19 protein-coding genes are annotated in these 17,667 nt (G+C 66.0%); 12 read left to right on the top strand and 7 right to left on the bottom strand.

What is annotated here, in order from left to right; genetic code table 11:
- The 3 genes from JOZ79_RS13260 to JOZ79_RS13270 form a co-directional block, all read right to left on the bottom strand.
- On the bottom strand, nt 1–2,442 hold a 2,442-nt coding region (locus tag JOZ79_RS13260; protein WP_294075040.1), incomplete at its 3' end, for a pitrilysin family protein.
- Between the two features lie 142 nt (nt 2,443–2,584).
- Entirely contained in the window at nt 2,585–2,761 is a 177-nt protein-coding gene (locus tag JOZ79_RS13265) for a hypothetical protein (RefSeq protein ID WP_294075042.1), read from the bottom strand.
- Nucleotides 2,762–2,803: 42 nt separating this feature from the next.
- A complete protein-coding gene (locus tag JOZ79_RS13270) occupies nt 2,804–2,992 on the bottom strand; it encodes a hypothetical protein (RefSeq protein ID WP_294075045.1) in 189 nt (62 codons plus the stop codon).
- 144 nt (nt 2,993–3,136) lie between these two features.
- On the opposite strand from JOZ79_RS13270, the gene JOZ79_RS13275 reads away from it, so the two are divergent.
- From JOZ79_RS13275 to JOZ79_RS13285, 3 genes are all read left to right on the top strand, one after another.
- Nucleotides 3,137–4,096 carry a LysR substrate-binding domain-containing protein gene (locus JOZ79_RS13275; RefSeq protein WP_294075048.1) on the top strand — a complete coding sequence of 320 codons (960 nt, stop codon included), beginning with the start codon at nt 3,137–3,139 and terminating at the stop codon, nt 4,094–4,096.
- Between the two features lie 32 nt (nt 4,097–4,128).
- On the top strand, nt 4,129–6,357 hold the full coding sequence (gene parC, locus JOZ79_RS13280; protein WP_294075051.1) for a DNA topoisomerase IV subunit A: 2,229 nt from the start codon (nt 4,129–4,131) through the stop codon (nt 6,355–6,357).
- A 155-nt stretch (nt 6,358–6,512) separates the two neighbouring features.
- Nucleotides 6,513–8,159, top strand: coding sequence for an EAL domain-containing protein (locus JOZ79_RS13285; RefSeq protein WP_294075054.1), 1,647 nt, complete (start codon nt 6,513–6,515; stop codon nt 8,157–8,159).
- Between the two features lie 8 nt (nt 8,160–8,167).
- Here JOZ79_RS13285 and JOZ79_RS13290 read toward each other — a convergent pair whose 3' ends face one another.
- Nucleotides 8,168–8,905, bottom strand: coding sequence for a DUF2334 domain-containing protein (locus tag JOZ79_RS13290; protein ID WP_294075057.1), 738 nt, complete (start codon nt 8,903–8,905; stop codon nt 8,168–8,170).
- 151 nt (nt 8,906–9,056) lie between these two features.
- Here JOZ79_RS13290 and JOZ79_RS13295 point away from each other — a divergent pair, with 151 nt between their 5' ends.
- The 4 genes from JOZ79_RS13295 to JOZ79_RS13310 all read left to right on the top strand — a co-directional run bounded on the left by JOZ79_RS13295 (nt 9,057) and on the right by JOZ79_RS13310 (nt 12,151).
- On the top strand, nt 9,057–10,253 hold the full coding sequence (locus tag JOZ79_RS13295) for a glycosyltransferase (protein WP_366514823.1): 1,197 nt from the start codon (nt 9,057–9,059) through the stop codon (nt 10,251–10,253).
- 45 nt (nt 10,254–10,298) lie between these two features.
- Nucleotides 10,299–11,213 (top strand): ion channel, encoded by a 915-nt coding sequence (locus JOZ79_RS13300; RefSeq protein ID WP_294075060.1) that lies wholly within the window; start codon nt 10,299–10,301, stop codon nt 11,211–11,213.
- Complete coding sequence (locus JOZ79_RS13305) at nt 11,213–11,818, top strand: LuxR C-terminal-related transcriptional regulator (RefSeq protein ID WP_294075086.1); 606 nt, start codon at nt 11,213–11,215, stop codon at nt 11,816–11,818. Before JOZ79_RS13300 ends, JOZ79_RS13305 begins: the two co-directional genes overlap by 1 nt.
- Nucleotides 11,819–11,926: 108 nt before the next feature.
- Complete coding sequence (locus JOZ79_RS13310; RefSeq protein WP_294075063.1) at nt 11,927–12,151, top strand: DUF378 domain-containing protein; 225 nt, start codon at nt 11,927–11,929, stop codon at nt 12,149–12,151.
- A gap of 16 nt (nt 12,152–12,167) precedes the next feature.
- Here JOZ79_RS13310 and JOZ79_RS13315 read toward each other — a convergent pair whose 3' ends face one another.
- From JOZ79_RS13315 to JOZ79_RS13325, 3 genes are read right to left on the bottom strand one after another with little or no spacing between them, the layout of a single operon-like run.
- The gene (locus JOZ79_RS13315; RefSeq protein ID WP_294075066.1) at nt 12,168–13,355 is read right to left on the bottom strand and encodes a CCA tRNA nucleotidyltransferase; all 1,188 of its coding nucleotides are present in this window, start codon (nt 13,353–13,355) and stop codon (nt 12,168–12,170) included.
- A complete protein-coding gene (locus tag JOZ79_RS13320) occupies nt 13,346–13,927 on the bottom strand; it encodes a CoA pyrophosphatase (protein WP_294075069.1) in 582 nt (193 codons plus the stop codon). The genes JOZ79_RS13315 and JOZ79_RS13320 overlap by 10 nt, the downstream gene beginning before the upstream one ends.
- The gene (locus tag JOZ79_RS13325) at nt 13,924–14,493 is read right to left on the bottom strand and encodes a DUF1285 domain-containing protein (RefSeq protein WP_294075071.1); all 570 of its coding nucleotides are present in this window, start codon (nt 14,491–14,493) and stop codon (nt 13,924–13,926) included. The genes JOZ79_RS13320 and JOZ79_RS13325 overlap by 4 nt, the downstream gene beginning before the upstream one ends.
- A 52-nt stretch (nt 14,494–14,545) precedes the next feature.
- Between JOZ79_RS13325 and JOZ79_RS13330 the strand changes: the two genes are divergently transcribed.
- From JOZ79_RS13330 to JOZ79_RS13350, 5 genes are all read left to right on the top strand, one after another.
- Complete coding sequence (locus JOZ79_RS13330; RefSeq protein ID WP_294075074.1) at nt 14,546–15,280, top strand: SDR family oxidoreductase; 735 nt, start codon at nt 14,546–14,548, stop codon at nt 15,278–15,280.
- Nucleotides 15,280–15,702: a dihydroneopterin aldolase gene (locus JOZ79_RS13335; RefSeq protein WP_294075077.1), complete on the top strand. Its 423-nt coding sequence runs from the start codon at nt 15,280–15,282 to the stop codon at nt 15,700–15,702. The genes JOZ79_RS13330 and JOZ79_RS13335 overlap by 1 nt, the downstream gene beginning before the upstream one ends.
- A 204-nt stretch (nt 15,703–15,906) precedes the next feature.
- Nucleotides 15,907–16,578, top strand: a complete 672-nt coding sequence (locus tag JOZ79_RS13340) for an energy transducer TonB (protein ID WP_294075080.1) — start codon at nt 15,907–15,909, stop codon at nt 16,576–16,578.
- Nucleotides 16,579–16,617: 39 nt separating this feature from the next.
- Nucleotides 16,618–17,445 (top strand): MotA/TolQ/ExbB proton channel family protein, encoded by an 828-nt coding sequence (locus JOZ79_RS13345; RefSeq protein WP_294075082.1) that lies wholly within the window; start codon nt 16,618–16,620, stop codon nt 17,443–17,445.
- Between the two features lie 69 nt (nt 17,446–17,514).
- A partial coding sequence (locus JOZ79_RS13350) for a biopolymer transporter ExbD (protein WP_294075088.1) occupies nt 17,515–17,667 on the top strand: 153 nt, incomplete at its 3' end.

Here is a 17,667-nt window from a genome sequence, read left to right on the forward strand (position 1 = left end):
CCGCTCGCGAACGCTCTCGGTGAGCATCAGGTCGAGCACGTCCTTGAGGAGCGCTAGGCCGACCACCTCGCGATAGTTCGAGTCGTCGGTCGTCGGCCACACCGCCTCGACCACCGCCTTGTCCTGCGGGCCTTCGTGGGTCAGCACGATCGGCGTCCGGGCCGAGCGGAACTCGGCCTTGCGGTCGGTGGCCGGCACCGGTTCGCTGAGCTTGCGCGGCGGAAGGGCGCCGAAGCTGGAGGCAACGGCGGCGATCGCAGCGGCTTCGTCGATGTCGCCGACGACGGTGATTTCGATCGGCGCGGATGCGATCACTGGCGTAAGCGCGGCCTTGCCCTCTGCGAAGGTACGTCTCAAAAGGATAGCCGTCTCCGGAATGCCAAAGCGCTCGTCACCGCTTGCAAGCAGGATCGGCAGGCGGGTGCTGGCGACCCCCTCGGGCTGGGCATCGAGCTGCTTCTCGATCACCGGCAGGGCATTCGCCCATTGCCCCGCTGCCTCGGGCCGGAACCCCGGATGAAGCAGGTAGGCGGCGCTGACCTTCATCTGAAGAGCAAGGCTGCCGGGCGTGGTTGCGCCGGCAGCGACGAAGGCGTCGTCCTGAACGCTCGCACCATAGTTGATCGCCTTGCCGGCAAGCAGCTGGCGAAGATCGTCGGTCGAATGCTTCTCGAGCCCCGCGGCGGCCGAAGTCAGGCTCAGCATCGCGCCAAGACCGGGCTTGTTCTTAGGCAGGTCGAGCACGCCATTACCGAGCCGGACCTCGAAGCGCACCTTCCCGACCTCGAAATCAGTCTTCTTGATGTTGAGCCGCACGTTGTTGGCGAAGCGGACGGTGCGCACGCCGAGGTCGACGATGCGCTTGTCCTCGACGACCGTCCCGGGTTTGCCGAAGCTTGCGTAGGCAAAGGCCTGGGCGGCACTGTCTTTCGGGGCGGCAACCGCGACCGCGCGGCTGGCCGTGAAGGCGGCGGCAAGGTCGCTCGACGAGACATCCTGCTTGGCGCTGACGTGGACCAGCGGCGCGCTTCCGGTCCAAAGCTCATGGAACGCGGCGTTGATGTCGGCCGGGGTCAGGTTCTTGGCAATCCCGTCGAACTCGGCCGAGGTGAACTTTGGCGTGGTGATGAACTGATTGCGCCCGATCGTCCCCAGGATGGCGTTGGCGAGCGACTGATTGGTCCGGGTGTCCTCCTCCTGCGCAGCGGTGTGGAGGGACCCGCTCAGCTCGGTGACCTCGGTCTTCAGCTCGGCCGCGGTGAAGCCATATTGAAGGCCCCGGCGAAGCTCCTGGTCGGCGGCCGCAACGGCATCCTTCCAGGCGCCGTCCTTGGCAGCGATTGCAATGGAGCTTGTCAGCGCCGCGTCGCGCTCTTCGGACGTCACCATACGGGCGCCGAGCAGGGGCGAGCCGGGCACGTTGATCAGCCGCTCGAGCCTGCGGTTGAAGGTTGCGGCCGCAACGGCGAGGATGATCTGGTGGCGCCGCTCTGCCAGCGTGTCGGCCGGATCGCGCCAGGGCCGTGCGACCGTATAGTTGATCATCGTCGCAACGGCCGGATCGACGAACGTATGGAAGGCGGCCGGGCGAGCGAGGTCGACCTTGCCGCGCGGCAATGGACTGCCGGCCGGCCCGGCGTCCTTCCAGTCGGAAAAGGTCTTCTCGATCCTCGCCCGGATCGCGGCCGGATCGGCGTCACCGACGAACACGAGGGTGGCATTCTCCGGCCGGTAATAGCGGTGGTAGAGATTGCGGATAGTGTCGGCCGACGCGGTCTTGAGCACCGAGTCGAGTCCGATCGGGAGGCGGTTGGGATAGGGCGTCAGGGGCGCGTCGAAGCCGAGCATGTCGACGACCTGGTGAAGCTGGAAATTGTCGCGCGAACGCTCCTCGCCGAGAATGACGCCACGCTCGCGGTCGACGGCCGCCGGGTCGAACTTCACCTCGCTCGCAAGCTCCCGGAACAGGAAGAAGGCGGTGTCGAGATGCTGGTCGTCCGTGACCGGCAGGTCGAGCATGTAGGTGGTCGTGTCGAAGTCGGTGACGGCATTGGTGTCGGGCCCGAAGGCAAGGCCCTGGCGCTCCAGGATCTTGATCATGTCGCCTTCCGCCACATGAGTGGTGCCATTGAACGCCATGTGCTCAATGAAATGGGCAAGTCCGCGCTCGTTCTCCGCCTCGCCGATCGAGCCGAAGGCGAACTGGATGCGAACGGCCGCCGTCCCCTTGGGCGTCGCGTTGTGCATGATCGCATATTTCATGCCGTTCGGAAGGACGCCGTAATTGATCGACGAGTCCGGCGTGACGTCGGTCAGCGGGATGCTCCAGCCGTTCGCCCGCGGCGGGGCGGACGGCGCAACTGCTGCTACTGCGCTCCCAGCGACGAGGGCAATGGCAATGGCGGCGCTGCCGGCGCGCGCGAAGAGCGAGTGAACGATCACGAAATATACCCCCGAAGACCCGAACGATGAGCCTTGATCGATTAGAGCGGCACCTGGGGAGTGCAAGCGCGGCTTCGACAAACGGCTGATTCAGTTGGGTAAACCGCTGCCCCGATATTCAAGGGCAGCGGGTTGCGCGGCTTCACCGGGAGCGGGACCGGCGGGCGGCCTGACTCCAAGGGGCGTCGTACTCGATGCGGTTCAGCACTATGAACGCGTTGCGGATTTCATGGGCAAACCTCCGCATGCCGAGCGCAAGCGCCTCATTCAGGTGTGCGCGACCGGCCTGATAGGTCCGGTCGAAGATTTCGTCGATCATGGTGACAACCTTTCTCTTCTGACTTTCTCGCCAGAACCTAGGTCACAGGGCGATTGGGAGCTCGTCGATCCCGTCGTTGGCCGGCCGCAGCACGCTCTCGATGGCGGCGTAGCGGTGATCGGCGTCGAGGATGCGCCACGATCGCGCCGTAGAGCGCTGCGCCTGGAGCAAGGCCGACTGGATGGCGGGGCCGTCTTCGATGAACAGACGGGGGCTAAGGCCAAAAGTCATGGCAGGGGTCCTTTCTTGTCGTGACCGCCGGCGGTGGAGGGGAGCGAGGGGCCGCCGGCGGTGATCCCGATGTAGGCCGGGGAAGGTCGTTTCACCAATCAAACGCTCGACAAAATCGATAAAGACAGCTTATGTAACCCAGCGATGCGCAGGCTTCCGCCACTTGCCGCCGTCAGGGTGTTCGAAGCAGCTGCCCGAACCGAGAATTTCACTGCGGCTGCGGCCGAGCTCGGGATGACTCAAGCGGCGGTCTCCTATCAGGTCAAAAGCCTAGAGGAACGGCTTGGCGCCGCACTGTTCGTCCGGGAGCGGGGCAGGGTTCGGCTGACGCCCCTCGGGGCTCGGCTGCTGCCGTCGCTGACGGGGGCCTTCGATGCGATCGAGGCGGCGTTCGCGAGCCATAAGGCGGACGATGACTCCCTGCTGACCGTCACCACCACTCACACCTTCGCCAATACATGGCTCGCCTGGCGCCTCGGCTCATTCCAGATGGAGCATCCCGATCTCGCGGTTCGGCTGACGACCAGCAACGAGCTTGTCGACCTGAGGTCCGGCGAGATCGACGTCGCCATCCGTGCCGGCAGCGGCGAGTGGGACGGGATGGACAAGCATCGCCTGTTCCTCAGCAGTTTCACGCCGATGGCCAGCCCCGATTGCGCGGCGGCCGCCGAGCGCAGGCTTGGCCGCAAGCTGGTGCCCGCGGACGTCCCTCAGCTTCAGATGATCAGCCCGGCCGACGACTGGTGGCAGCAATGGTTCTGCGACAATGGCGTGCCGGTCGACGATTCGGTGGTTCGCCGCCCCGGCGTGCGCCTGGAGAACCAGGCGGACGAAGGCCATGCGGCGATGGCGGGGCAGGGCTTCGCGCTGCTGACTCCGCTGCTGTGGAAGGGCGATCTCGCCGACGGCCGGCTGGTGGTGCCGTTCCCCGACCGAGTATCGACGCGCAACTGGGCGTACTGGCTGGTCTATCCCAGTGAGCGACGCTCGGTGCCGAAGGTGAAGCGGTTCCGCGAATGGCTGACTGCGAAGATCGACGATGCGGAGGCGAAGCTTGCGGCGAATTGGCCGTCCGCGACCGACGGGGTGCGATTGCCCACGTGACGTGGGAGCCCGCGGCTTGCTAAGCCCTGACCATGCAGCCTGACGACCTTCCTTCGACGACGATTGATACGCCCTTCGATGCCGCACTTTCGGAGCGGTACCTGGTCTATGCCCTGTCGACGATCACGGCACGTTCTCTGCCCGATGTGCGTGACGGGCTGAAGCCGGTCCACAGACGGCTGCTGTGGGCAATGCGGCTGCTCAGGCTCGATCCGGCCGGCGCTTACAAGAAATCGGCGCGCGTCGTCGGCGACGTGATCGGCAAGTATCACCCACACGGCGACCAGTCGGTCTATGATGCCATGGTCCGCCTCGCCCAGGATTTCGCGCTTCGCTATCCGCTCGTCGACGGACAGGGCAACTTCGGCAACATCGATGGCGATAACGCCGCCGCATACCGCTACACCGAGGCCAAGCTGACGCCGATCGCGATGCAGCTGATGGCCGGCCTCGACGAGGGCACGGTCGATTTCCGAGCGACCTACAATGGCGAGGAAGAGGAGCCGGAGGTGTTTCCGGGCCTGTTCCCGAACCTGCTGGCCAATGGCGCGAGCGGGATCGCGGTCGGGATGGCGACGTCGATCCCGCCTCACAACCTTGGCGAGCTGATCGCCGCCGCCGAGCAGCTGATCGACAATCCAAGGATCGATGACCGCGCCCTGGTGCAGTTCGTCAAGGGCCCGGACTTCCCAACCGGCGGCGTGCTGGTCGACGACGAGGACGTGATCGCCCGCGCTTATGTGAGCGGCCGTGGGTCGTTCCGATTGCGAGCGCGGATCGAGGTCGAGCGCGAGAAGGGCGGCGGCTGGCATCTGCTGGTCAGCGAGATTCCCTACGGCGTCCAGAAGGCGAAGCTGATTGAACAGATCGCGCAGCTGATCGCCGACAAGAAGCTGCCGATCCTCGCCGACGTCCGCGACGAGAGCGATGAGCAGGTCCGGCTGATTCTGGAGCCGCGGGCACGGACAGTCGAACCGGAGCTTCTGCTCGAAAGCCTGTTCCGGCTGACCGACCTCGAAATCCGCTTCCCACTCAACCTCAACGTGCTCGATGCGACGCGGACGCCGGGGGTGATGAGCCTCAAGGAGGCGCTGACCGCCTGGTTGGCGTTCCAGCTCGAGGTGCTGGTTCGCCGCAGCCAGGTGCGGATCGGCAAGATCGACGATCGGCTGGAGCTGCTTGACGGCTTCCTGGTCGCCTATCTCAACCTGGACCGAGCGATCGCGATCATCCGCTATGAGGACGAGCCCAAGCCGGTGCTGATGAGCGAATTCTCGCTCACCGACCGGCAGGCCGAGGCGATCCTCAACATGCGGCTGCGGTCCCTGCGGCGGCTCGAGGAGATGGAGATCGGCAAGGAGCGGACGGCACTTGCGAAGGAGCGCGAGGAGCTCGTCAAGCTCGTCGACAGCCCGGCCCGGCAGCGCACCCGCCTGAAACGGGATCTCGCCGCGCTCAAGGACGAGTTCGGCGACGAACGACGGACCCGGATCGAGGTCGCGGCGGCCACTCGCGAAATCGACTGGTCGTCAATGATCGAGCGCGAGCCGATCACGGTCATCCTGTCGCAGCGGGGCTGGATTCGGGCGATGAAGGGCCACCTGGCGCTGGATCAGGTCGGCGATCTCAAATGGCGCGAGGGCGACGGGCCGTTCGTCAATTTCCATGCGCAGACGACCGACCGACTGGCGCTATTCGCGTCCAACGGGCGGGTCTACACGCTCGCCGGTGACAAGCTGCCGAGCGCGCGCGGCTTTGGGGAGCCGGTGCGGCTGTTCATCGATCTCGATGCCGAAGTGGACATCGTGGAGCTGTTGATCGCGCGGGGCGAGACGAAGCTGCTGATCGCCTCGTCGGACGGCAAGGGCTTTGTCGCGAGCGGCGAGGCAATGATCGCCGAGACCCGCAAGGGCAAGCAGCTGGTCAATCTGCGTGCTGGGGCGCGAGTGGCGATCGTCAAGCCGGTCCCCGCCGACGCCGATGCGGTTGCGGTTGTCGGGGAGAACCGCAAGATGATCGTGTTCCCGCTGGCCGAGCTTCCCGAGCTCGCCCGCGGCCAAGGCGTCACGCTGCAGCGCTATCGCGACGGCGGGCTTGCGGATGCCGTCGCCTTCGCGCTGGCGGGAGGCCTTAGCTGGCCGTTGGGCGGTGAGAGCGGGCGCATCCGGACCGAAACGGACCTGACTCCGTGGCGCGCCGCGCGGGGCGCCGCAGGACGGATGCCGCCCATCGGTTTCCCGAGGAATAACCGTTTCGGCTAAGCCATTACCCCGGCTTGCAGAGGGAAAAATTAACTCCTGCGCGTCATAGCCGGCTCATGCAGGCTGCAGCCAACCGGCGGCCCGGTGCTCCCAGGCACCGGCGAACGGATCGTCCCAGCGCGAAACCGCATCTCGCGATTGCGGGCGATACCGGCTTGCTGGATGCCTTGCCGATCGCCGCAGCCGTCATCGAGCGCGCCTTGACCGGGCGGCTCAGCGTCGCCGCGCATAACAAGCGCTTTTTCGATACCGTCCGACTGTCGACCTGCACGGCGCCGGACTGGAACGAAGCCGAATGCCTGCGCGGCGGCCCGATCGCCGAGCTTATCCAGAATTTCTTCGACGGAACCGATACGGTCGGAGAGCTCGACTTCCGCGACGGGGAGGGGCTATCGGCCCGCTATCTTCGCGTGAAGCTCGCGCCGCTGCCGCGCGAGGACGAGGCCGCTGCGCCGCGTTGCCTGTTGTCGGTTGTCGACCGCACGGTCGAAGTCCAGGCCGAGCGCACCCTCCGCGCCGAAATGCTTCGCGACAGCCTGACCGGGCTGCCTAACCGGCTGGCCTTCACCGAGGCTATCGAGCAGGCTGGAAAGGACGTGGTGCGTGACTCCCGGCACGCGGTGCTCGTGGTCGACATGCTGCGCTTTAGCCGGATCAACGAGTCGATGGGGAGCCTTGCCGGCGACGAGTTGCTGATCACTTTTGCCCGACGCCTGATCCTGGCGCTCCGGGCGGGCGATGTGCTGGCGCGGACCGGGGGCAATGAATTCGGGGTGCTGGTATCGCTTCGCCGCGGCGTCGCGGACGCGGTCAAGGCGGCCGAGCGCATCCAGCAAATCGTGTCGACACCGTTCAAGATTTCCGACCTCGAGATCCGCGTCGAGTGCGCGATCGGCGTCGCGCTGATGAACGCCGGGCATGATGCAGAGGAGCTCTTCCGCAACGCCCAGCTGGCGGTGAAGCAGGCCAAGCTGGAGGGCCGTCCGCAGGTCTATGAGCCAAAACAGTCGACCGAGGCGCGACGGCGATTCTCGATCGAAACCGAGCTCCGGCGGGCGCTCGACAAGGATGAGCTCAAGCTTTTTTACCAGCCGCTCATCGACTTGAGGTCGGGCCAGGTTGCAGGATTCGAGGCGCTTGCCCGCTGGACCCACGCGGATCGGGGCGAGATCACGCCAACCGAGTTCATTCCCGTTGCTGAGGAATCGGGGCTGATCCTCCACCTCGGCCGCTGGGCGATGGACAAGGCGGCGCAGACGCTTGCGCACTGGGATCGGGCGGTGGGCGAAACGCTGCCGCTCTACGTCGGCGTCAACCTGTCCGCGATCCAGGTCGCGCGGGACAATATCGCCGACATGGTGTCGAGTTCTCTCAAGGCGAGCGGCCTGACCGGTGATCGCCTGACCCTGGAGCTGACCGAAAGCTCGATCGTCCAGGATCCGGCGCGAGCAACGCGGGTGTTCCACGCGCTGAAGGCGCTCGACGCGACCGTCGCGATGGACGATTTCGGCACCGGCTACTCGAGCCTCGCCTATTTGCAGCGCCTGCCCATTGACGTTCTCAAGATCGACAAGAGCTTCGTCTCCGGGATGATGGTCGACCCCGACGCGGTCGCGATTGTTCGCGCGGTGCTGAGCCTTGCCGAAGCGCTCGGCATGTCGACCACGGCAGAAGGCATCGAAACCGTCGAGCTTGCGACGACCTTGGCGACGCTCGGTTGTGCGTCCGGTCAAGGCTATTATTTCGCGAAACCGCTCGAGGCCGACGCAGCGCTCGATTACTGGAAGTCGCGCCGCCGCTGACCGCCGCTTCAGGCCGTGAGTAATTCGCCATAAGACGCGACCCGCCGGCGCCGGGCAGCAGTCGCGAGCGTGGCATCGATGCTCTTCACGAGCGCGCCATGCCGGCAATCGGGCGGATGAACGCCGACGCGCAGGACCGGCGTCCGCAAGTGGCGGAGCGCCGCCGCCGCGACCAGTGAAGAGGAAAGACGCGCCCGGGTCCGGCTCGCCCAGGTGATGACGGGGCTGCGCGCGAGCTCGCGCCGCTCGGTCGGCGACCAGACGCGCCAGTGATCCTCGGCTAGCGGGATCGCACAGGCTTCCAGCGCATCGAGAGCACCTCGGCCGTAGAGCCACGCCGGAGCAACGAACCCGTCAATGTCGCGGCCGATGACCTCGGTAACGAGCTTTCGGCCAGCCCCGATGCGGTCGATCGCCTGGCTTCGCGTAAGGCCCAGGAACTCGCCTTCGCCCGCGGTCATAAGCTTTGCCCGCATCCGGTTGGCGAGGTCCGCATGCGCGGCCTCGTCCCGGTGATAGTAGCCGTGCAGGAACATCTCGATGCCGCGCTCGGCCCATTGGCGCAGGCGGGTTGCGAAGGGTGAGCCTGCGATGATCGGGGCGTTTCCCCAGTGATTGGGGACGACCAGCATTGCCAGCCGGTCGCCGACATGCGGGTGCAGACGATCGAGCAACCGGTCGATCTCACCCTCGAAACGAGGCGACACGTCGTGGATGGACACGAGCAGGGCGGGACGTACAGTCATGCTGCGACGATTTGGCCGGCAATGGCCGCAAGCGCTAGGGCGGGCACCACGAATGACCAAAATTTCACTTGATGTGCCAGGCCGTTCCCGGCTTCCCGTCCCGATGCGGATCGTTGACGTCTGCGCCTTTTATTCTCCGCAGGGCGGGGGAGTGCGCACTTATATTGAAGCGAAGCTGCGGGCCGCGGCGCGGTTCGGGCATGAGATGATCGTGCTTGCCCCGGGCCCGGACCATAGTGTCGTGCAGCGAGCTCCTGGCGGCTATCTCGCGACCATCCCGGCGCCGGCCCTGCCAGTCGACCGCCGCTATCGCTACTTCGACGATGACAAGGCTCTTCACCGGGCGCTGGACGAATGGCGCCCGGATCATGTCGAAGCGTCATCGCCATGGTCCAGCGCGACCATGGTCGGACGTTGGGACGGGGCCGCGAGCCGGTCGCTGGTCATGCATGCCGATCCGCTGTCGGCCTATGCCTATCGGCTGCTTGGCGGAATTGCGCCGATCCCGACTATCGACCGTTGGTTCGGCTGGTTCTGGAACCACCTCCGCGGCCTCGACCGCATGTTCGACATGGTCGTCTGCGCGAACGACCAGCTGAGCGGGCGCCTCCGCAACCAGGGCCTTGGCAAGGTCGAAACCATTGCCATGGGCGTGGAACGCGGCGTTTTTTCGCCAATCCGCCGATCGCCCGAATTACGGCGCGACCTGCTTGCCAGCCTGGGTCTCGATCCGTCGGCACTGCTGTTAATGGGGATCGGCCGGTTCGCGGCGGAAAAGCGCTGGGAGATGGTTCTGCGCGCGGCCGCGAGATCGGGTCGAACGGGCGCGGTCGGCCTCGTCCTTGTCGGAGACGGGCCGCGCCGCCGACGCCTGGAAATTCTCGCGGACCAGTCCCCGCATGCGATGGTGTTGCCTCCCATCCGCGACCGCTCGGAGCTTGCGACGTTGCTAGCGAGCGCCGATGCGCTGGTCCATGGCTGCGAGGCCGAGACATTCTGCATGGTCGCGGCTGAGGCGCGAGCGAGCGGCGTTCCTCTGATCGTTCCTGACCGGGGCGCCGCGGTCGACCAGCTCGTCCCCGGTGGAGGAGCGATCTACAAGTCCGGTAGCGAACGCTCGCTCGCCGACGCAATCACGGGCTTCGCCGCGAAGGGGCGTGAGCTTCAGCGCGCGCGAGCGGTCCAGAACAGCTCGGCGCGGACGATGGACCAGCATTTCGAGCAGCTGTTCGCGCGTTATGCCGAAATCGGATGCGAGCCGGATGACGTTCCCGCGGCCGAGGCGATCGCGATCGGCGCGCCGCTCTTTGCGCAGGGCCTCGCAACCTCGACCGGCATGTCGCTCTAAAACGGCGAGTTCACGCGCGCTCCGGCGCACGCTACAAGCTCGCCGATGCTCCGCCGCCGCCGAAGCCAGACCGCTCACCCCCCGCTCGGCCGGGCAATGCGCACCGACCGCGCGCTCAACGTCCGGGCTATCGGCCGGTCGCGCTGGACCATCCTCGATATCTACCACGGCATGCTGAGGATGAGCTGGCCGCACGTCACGGCGACCTTCTTCGCGCTGTTTCTGTCGCTCAACCTGCTGTTCGCCTGGGCCTATTCGTTCGACCCGACGGGGATCAACTGGGGCGAGAAGCCGGTCAATGCGCCAGTCTTCTGGCGCGCTTTCTTCTTCAGCATCGATACGATCGCGACGATTGGCTACGGCAATATGTACCCGCGCTCGGTGTATGCCAACGTGCTCGTCGTCGCCGAAATCACGCTCGGCGTCATGTTCTTCGCCATCGTCACGGGAATTGCCTTCGCCCGCTTCTCGCGACCGACCGCAAGGATCCTGTTCTCGAGGGTCGCGGTCGTCGCCGATGTTGACGGAGTGCCGACCCTGATGTTCCGCGCCGCAAATCTTCGTCACAACCTGGTGTTCGAAGCCCGGGCGACCGTGTCCGTACTCCGCGACGAGACGGTCGGCGGGAGCACGATGCGCCGCTTCAAGGACTTGAAGCTGGTCAGGGACCAGAATCCCGTGTTCTCGCTAACGTGGGTGATCATGCACCCGATCGACGCCGACAGCCCGATCGCCGATTGGGTGCCCGGTGGCGAGGCGCCGCCGAATTCGGAACTCATCGTCGTTCTGGCAGGTGTCGACGACCGCACCGGCCAGACCATGCACGGGCGCTGGGCCTATACGCCTGGCGACATCCGCTGGCAGACTCGCTTCGTTGACATCCTCGGACTTGCGAGCGACGGCGCGCGCACTATCGACTATCGTCATTTCCACGACATCGAGCCGTCCGAGCCCCATTGATGCCGTCAGCGGTCACCCAGGCCATTGAATCCGTCCATGCCAGCCCCATTGCGATGGTGATCACGAACCCGCGTCGCATCGACAATCCAATCGAGGTGGCGAATGCCGCCTTCTGCGCGCTGACGGGCTATCCGGAAGCCGAGGTGATCGGCCGCAACTGCCGCTTCCTCGCCGGGGACCGACCGGAGCCGTGGATCAGCGACCAGATCGGCCGCGCAGTCGCCGAGCAGCGGTCGATTCTCGTCGACATCCTGAATTTCCGCCGCGACGGCTCGGCCTTCCGCAACGGCGTGATGATCGCGCCGATGTTCGACGACGAGGGTGGGCTCGCCTTCTTCATGGGGTCACAGGTGGATCTAGGGCGGGGCGATGAAACGGCCCTGCACGTTCGGCAGGCGAGGGCGCGGTCTCTCGTGTCGATGCTGCCGCCGCGCCAGCGCGAGGTGCTCGAAGGCATGGCCACCGGCCTGCTCAACAAGCAAATCGCGTTCAATCTCGCCATCGCCGAGAAGACCGTGAAGATGCACCGCGCGCTGCTGCTTGAGCGGCTGGGCGTTGGGACGAGTGCGGAGGCAATCCGAATAGCGGTCGAGGCTGGCCTGTAGCCTACAGGAGAAAGTCCGTATGGTTCGTCACCGGCGGCTTCCTTAGCTCCAGCGCAAGATGCCGTCGGTGCCTCTTGCAGGGCCGACTGGCCCGCAGGAGCAACAAACATGCGCGCCATCAACTTCGTCACCCTGCTGCTGCTGATTGTGGGCGGTTTGAACTGGGGCCTTGTCGGACTTCTCAACTTCGACCTGGTTGCGGCCCTGTTCGGCCAGATGTCGACCTTGTCGCGCATCGTATATGTGCTCGTCGGCCTGTCGGCGCTGTGGCAGATCATCCCGCTCATTCGCGGCTTCTCGGACTATGAGACGAGAACTCAGCACGCTCGCTAACAGACTAAGGCGTCGACTAGGCGGACCGTAACGCCTCATCCACAAGGGCGTCGAACACCTCGCCGGACGGAAAGCCGGTCTCGATCCAGCGATTCTCAATGCGCTTCAGTGTTCGAGCGACGATTGGACCCTCCGTAAGCCCACGGGCGATGAGCGCACCGCCTCCAATCGGAAGGACGGGCTTGTGCCATTTGCCCAGACCGGCCGCATCCTCCGTCCGTCCCGCGAGCAACAGCCGGTCGACAGCGCAGTCGAGACCGTACCGATAGGCGAGGGCTTCGGCAGAACGGCCAAGCGCATCGTTCGCGGCGCAGGCGAGCCGCTTGCGCGCTTTCTTGGATAGCTTGAGGCGAGCGGCGACCTGCTCGGCGACGGCGGCGTCCCTGGGCAGGAGTGCGCTCAGCCGACGAAGCGCGTCGGGCCCGTATCCCGCCGTCCGCTCGCTGTCGACCACCATGTCGAGCCGGGACAGGCTCTCGGCTACGATCTCCGGCAGGACCGGCCGCAGAATCCTCCGGTCGAGCATGATCGACACCGTCGTCGCCGGCGCGGGCAGGGCAAGCAGCTTGAGCAACTCATCTGCGATCCGTTCGCGCGAAAGGGCCATGAGATCGTTGGCCCGCGCGGTGCAGGCATCGAGCCCGGCAGCATCGGGTGCTCCCGCGCCGAAGCGCGCGTGAAACCGGAAGAAGCGCAGGATGCGCAGATGGTCCTCGGCGATGCGCTGCAACGGCTCGCCGATGAAGCGCACGCGACGGTGGCGAAGATCGCCGAGCCCGGCAAAATAATCGACGATCTCGCCGCTCACCGGGTCGGCGAAGAGAGCGTTGATCGTGAAGTCGCGACGCGCGGCGTCGGCCTCCCAGTCGTCGGTGAAGGCCACCGTCGCGCGGCGGCCGTCGGTCGAGACATCCTGGCGCAGGGTGGTCACCTCGAACGGGTGGCCGTCACTGACGGCCGTGATGGTGCCATGCTCGATGCCCGTCGGGACCGCCTTGATCCGTGCGGCCTCGAGGCGCCGGATCACCTCGTCCGGCCGGATGCGGGTCGCGAGGTCGACGTCGCTGACGCTGATGCCAAGGAGCTCGTCGCGAACCGCGCCGCCGACATAGCGGGTCAGGCCCTCGCCGGCGCCGAGCGCATCCAGAACGCGCGCCGCTCCGCGCAGCCGGCGCCACTTCGCCGCGTCGAGCCTCAGCTCCACTGCAGCCGTCGCGACAGGTTGACGATGATCGCGGCGGTCGCTCCCCAGATCCTCCGCCCCTGCCATGGGATCTCGTAATAGTGGCGCTCGCGCCCGTGCAAAAGGGCGCTTCGCCGAAGATGGTTGACGGGATCCAAGACGAAGGAGAGCGGAGGCTCGAAGCAATCCGAGACTTCCGGCTCGTGCAGCGTGAGCGGCTGGTCGGGCGGGACGACCGCGACGACTGGAGTGATCGAGTAACCGGTGACGGTCCGATAGTCCTCGATGGTACCGGCCACGTCGACGCTCGCCGGAACGATCCCGAGCTCCTCGCGAGCTTCCCGCAATGCCGCGGTCGCGGCGTCCTCGCCGGGGTCGATGCGGCCGCCGGCAAAGGCGATCTGGCCGGCATGGGTCCGCAATCCCTCATGACGCACCGTCAGCAGGACACCGGGCTCGGGGCGCTCGGTGATCGCGACCAGGACGGCGGCTGCAATCGTCGCGCCTCCCCGGAGCTCCGGCAAGTCGCCGGCCAGGGCCGGCAGCCCTGGCGCCGAAGCCAGAGCCGATCGCAACCGGTCGGCAAGTTTCACGCGGCGGAGTCCAGGGGGAAGAACATGCCCTCGCTCCAGATGCCCGGAGGCTCGCGGCCATCGGCCAGTGCAAGCTCGGCAAGCTCGTAATAGACGGACCGGGCGAGTTCCGCTTCCAGACTGTGGCGGACGGCGACCCGCGGTGAAGGGCCGGCCGGCGTTTCGACGACCGCCAGCGGGTGGTCGCTGCCGAGAACCAAGAGGTCCCCGCTGTCGAGGCCCAGCGCGATGCGCTGGCTTTCGCCCTCGCCTTCGCGAGTCATTTCGATTGCTCGAAAGGCGGTCGCGTCGACGTCGATCTCGAGCTTCTCGATGGGGGTTACGAGCATGTGCCGTCCATCGGCTTCGCGCCTCAGCACGGTCGAGAACAGCCGAACCATCGCCGGCCGGCGGATCGGCGCCCCGTCGTGATACCACGTGCCGTCCCGCGCGATCCGCATTCCGGAATGACCGCAGAACGGCGGGTCCCATCGCTCGACGGGGGGCAGGCGCCGTTCGCGAGCAAGCGCCTCGAGCTCGGCGATAGCGAGGCCGCGAAGCGCGATCGGCGGGTTGCTTTCCGGCATGCGACCGCCATTGGATTGCTTAGCGCCCGCGCTCAAGGCAGGAGTGGCCGAAATGACCGACCTGGCCAGCCGAACCGCGATTGTAACCGGCGCCGGCAAGCGCATCGGCGCGGCGATCGCGTCGGCGTTGCTTGCGGACGGCTGGGCAGTCGTCGCGCATGTTCACCGGGAAGCGGATACAGTGCCGGGCGGCGCCGTGAAGGCGGTTGCCGACCTTGCTGAGGCGGACTGTGCCAATCGCATTTTCACCGCGGCGGCCGGCCTGCCGCCCATCAGGCTTCTGGTAAACAACGCGGCCCGCTTCGCCTTCGACGGCTTCGGCGGATTCGAGCCGGCGGAGCTCGATGCGCACATGGCGGTGAACGTGCGGGCTCCGGCGCTGCTGATCGAGCGCTTTGTCGGGGAAACCCCAGATGGCGACGCGCTGGTCGTCAACATGCTCGACGCAAAGCTCGCCAGCCCCAACCCGGATTTCCTGAGCTACACGCTGTCCAAGCAGGCGCTGGGCGGCCTGACCGAGCTTGCCGCTCGCGCACTTGCGCCGCGAGGAATCCGGGTCAACGGGATCGCTCCGGCGCTGGTGCTGCGGTCTCCGGGCCAGAGCGAGGAGAATTTCGAGGCGATGCACAGTGCGAACCCGCTCGGCCGCGGCATCGAGCCGGACGACATCGTCGATGCGCTACGCTATCTCATTGCCGCGCGCTGCGTGACCGGGCAGGTCCTCGTGCTCGATTCCGGCCAGCGCTTCCTTGGCCTCGGCCGTGACGTTCAGTTCCTGGAGCGGTGATGAGCAGCGAGTCCATTCTTGCGGGACTGGTGCCCGAGCGGCTGAAGATTCGCTCGGCGCGAATCCTCCTCGAATCCCTCGAGGTCATGGCCGAGATCGGCTTTCACGATTTCGAGATCGGATCGCGCCAGCGGCTGCTGGTGACAGTCGAAGTCTGGCTTGAGGACGCGGCGCTTCCCGAGTGCGACGATCCCGCCCAAGCGTGGGATTACGATCACGTCCGCTCGCAAGTCCACGAGCTTGCGGCGAGCCGGCGCTACAACCTGCAGGAAACGCTCGCTCACGCGATTTTCCAAAGGATTGCGGCCGCTCGCGGGGTTCGCGCGCTGCGGGTCCGGCTGTCGAAGGCGGACGTCTATCCGGACGCCGCGGGGGTCGGGGTCGAGGTTGCCTCATTCGCCGGAGCGTGGCCCGAGGACTGAGAGTTCGCACTGCCGAATGTGCGGATTCAGCTTTGCGCAAGTGGAACAAAATCCGTTGCGCCGTCTTTGACGCTTGGATAGAGGATGCCCGCTTTCGTGCCGATGATATCTTAGCACATCGGACGTCCAGTCAAGTGGATCGGGCTCGTTCGTCGCCCGGTCCGGCCGTGGTCCCCACGGCAGATCGAGGAGAATTGTGGCTCAATGTCCTACGCCCAACGCAAAGACATCAGCGGCAATCGGACAGTGGCGATCATCTTCGTCGTGGTCATACAGTTCATCATTGGCTACGCGATCATCACCGGGCTCGCCTACAACGTCCTGAAAAAGACCGCTTCCGACCTGAAGACCTTCAACGTCGAAGAGCAGCCGCCGCCACCCGAGCAGCCGCCGCCACCGCCGAAGGACATGCCCAAGGTGCCGCCGCCGCCGATGGTGCCGCCGCCGCTGGTCCAGGTGAACACACCGCCGCCGCCGACCATCGCGGTCGTGCAGTCGCCGAACCCGCCGCCGCCTGCGCCGCCGATGCCGGTGATCAGCCAGGCGCCGCCCGCGCCGCCGGCTCCGCCTCCTCCGAGGCAGACCCAGGCGAGGAGCCTCAGCGGCGACTTGCAGGGACTGATCAATGGTGAGTCGGACTATCCGCCGAGCGCGTTGGACAACAACGAGCAGGGGACGGTCACGGTCAACCTGACGATTGGGCCGAACGGTCGCGTCACCGGCTGCAGTCCGTCCGGCGCGACATCCACGCTTCAGACCGCAACTTGCCGGATCGTGACAGCCCGGGCGCGCTTCAGTCCTGCGCAGGATGCCAGCGGAAACCCGATTTCGAGTACCTATACCCGTTCGATCAGGTGGGTCATCTCCGAACAGTGATCAGGCAGATGCAAGACCGGTTTTCAAAAGGAAATACAGATGCAAGCAGCTCCAGCCACCACCAACAATAACGACTTCGGCATCATGAACGCCCTTCACCAGGGCGGTGTCATCAGCTGGAGCGTGTTCATCATCCTCGCCTGCATGTCCGTCTTCTCCTTCTACATCCTCTTCACCAAGTTGATGCAGCAGCAGAAGATCATCGCCCAGGGGCGCAAGGTCCGGGCGAGCTTCTGGAACTCGCCGAATCTTCGCGACGCTTCTGGCAAGCTTGAATCGCGTAGCGCCTATCGTTCGATCGTCGACGACGCGCTTCTCGCTCAGGAGCAGCACGGCAAGCTGACCGACCCGGTCGACCAGCACGACTGGATGGCGAACAGCCTGGCGCGCAGCCAGGGCGCGATCGGCTCGCGTCTCGGCGAAGGCTTGGCCTTCCTCGCGACTGTCGGCTCGACTGCTCCGTTCATCGGTCTGTTCGGAACCGTCGTCGGCATCTATCGCGCCCTCATCAAGATCGGTTCGTCGGGCGACGCATCGATCACGACGGTCGCCGGCCCGGTCGGTGAAGCGCTGATCATGACCGCGCTCGGCCTCGTCGTCGCAGTTCCGGCGGTGCTCGCCTACAACTGGCTGATCCGTCGCAACAAGACGATCATGGAGGACCTCGCAGCGTTCACGAACGACCTGCACGGCTACATGATGTCGGACGGCTCGGTGAAGCCGCGCATGGGCGGGACGACCGGCCCGGCGGTCAAGGGCACGGCCCAGACCAAGTCGGCGAGCGCTCCGACGCAGCCCGGAAGCGAGCCGCTCCGCACTGGCCGCACCGCGACGGGCGCACAGGCGACCCCGACGAGCGCTGAGTAAAGGGACAGCGGGCCGGCTGGTCCGGCCCGCCGGCCTCCCTCGAGGCCGAGAAGGGAAAGTACACAGTCTATGGCAATGAGCGTTGGACAGGGCTCGGGCGACGAAGACGTCCCGATGTCCGACATCAACACGACGCCCCTCGTGGACGTCATGCTGGTGCTCCTGATCATCTTCCTGATCGCCGTCCCGGTCGTGATCCAGACCGTTCCCGTGAAGCTGCCG

It is taken from the genome of Sphingomonas sp., assembly GCF_019242355.1.
In the GTDB taxonomy this organism is placed as follows: domain Bacteria; phylum Pseudomonadota; class Alphaproteobacteria; order Sphingomonadales; family Sphingomonadaceae; genus Sphingomicrobium.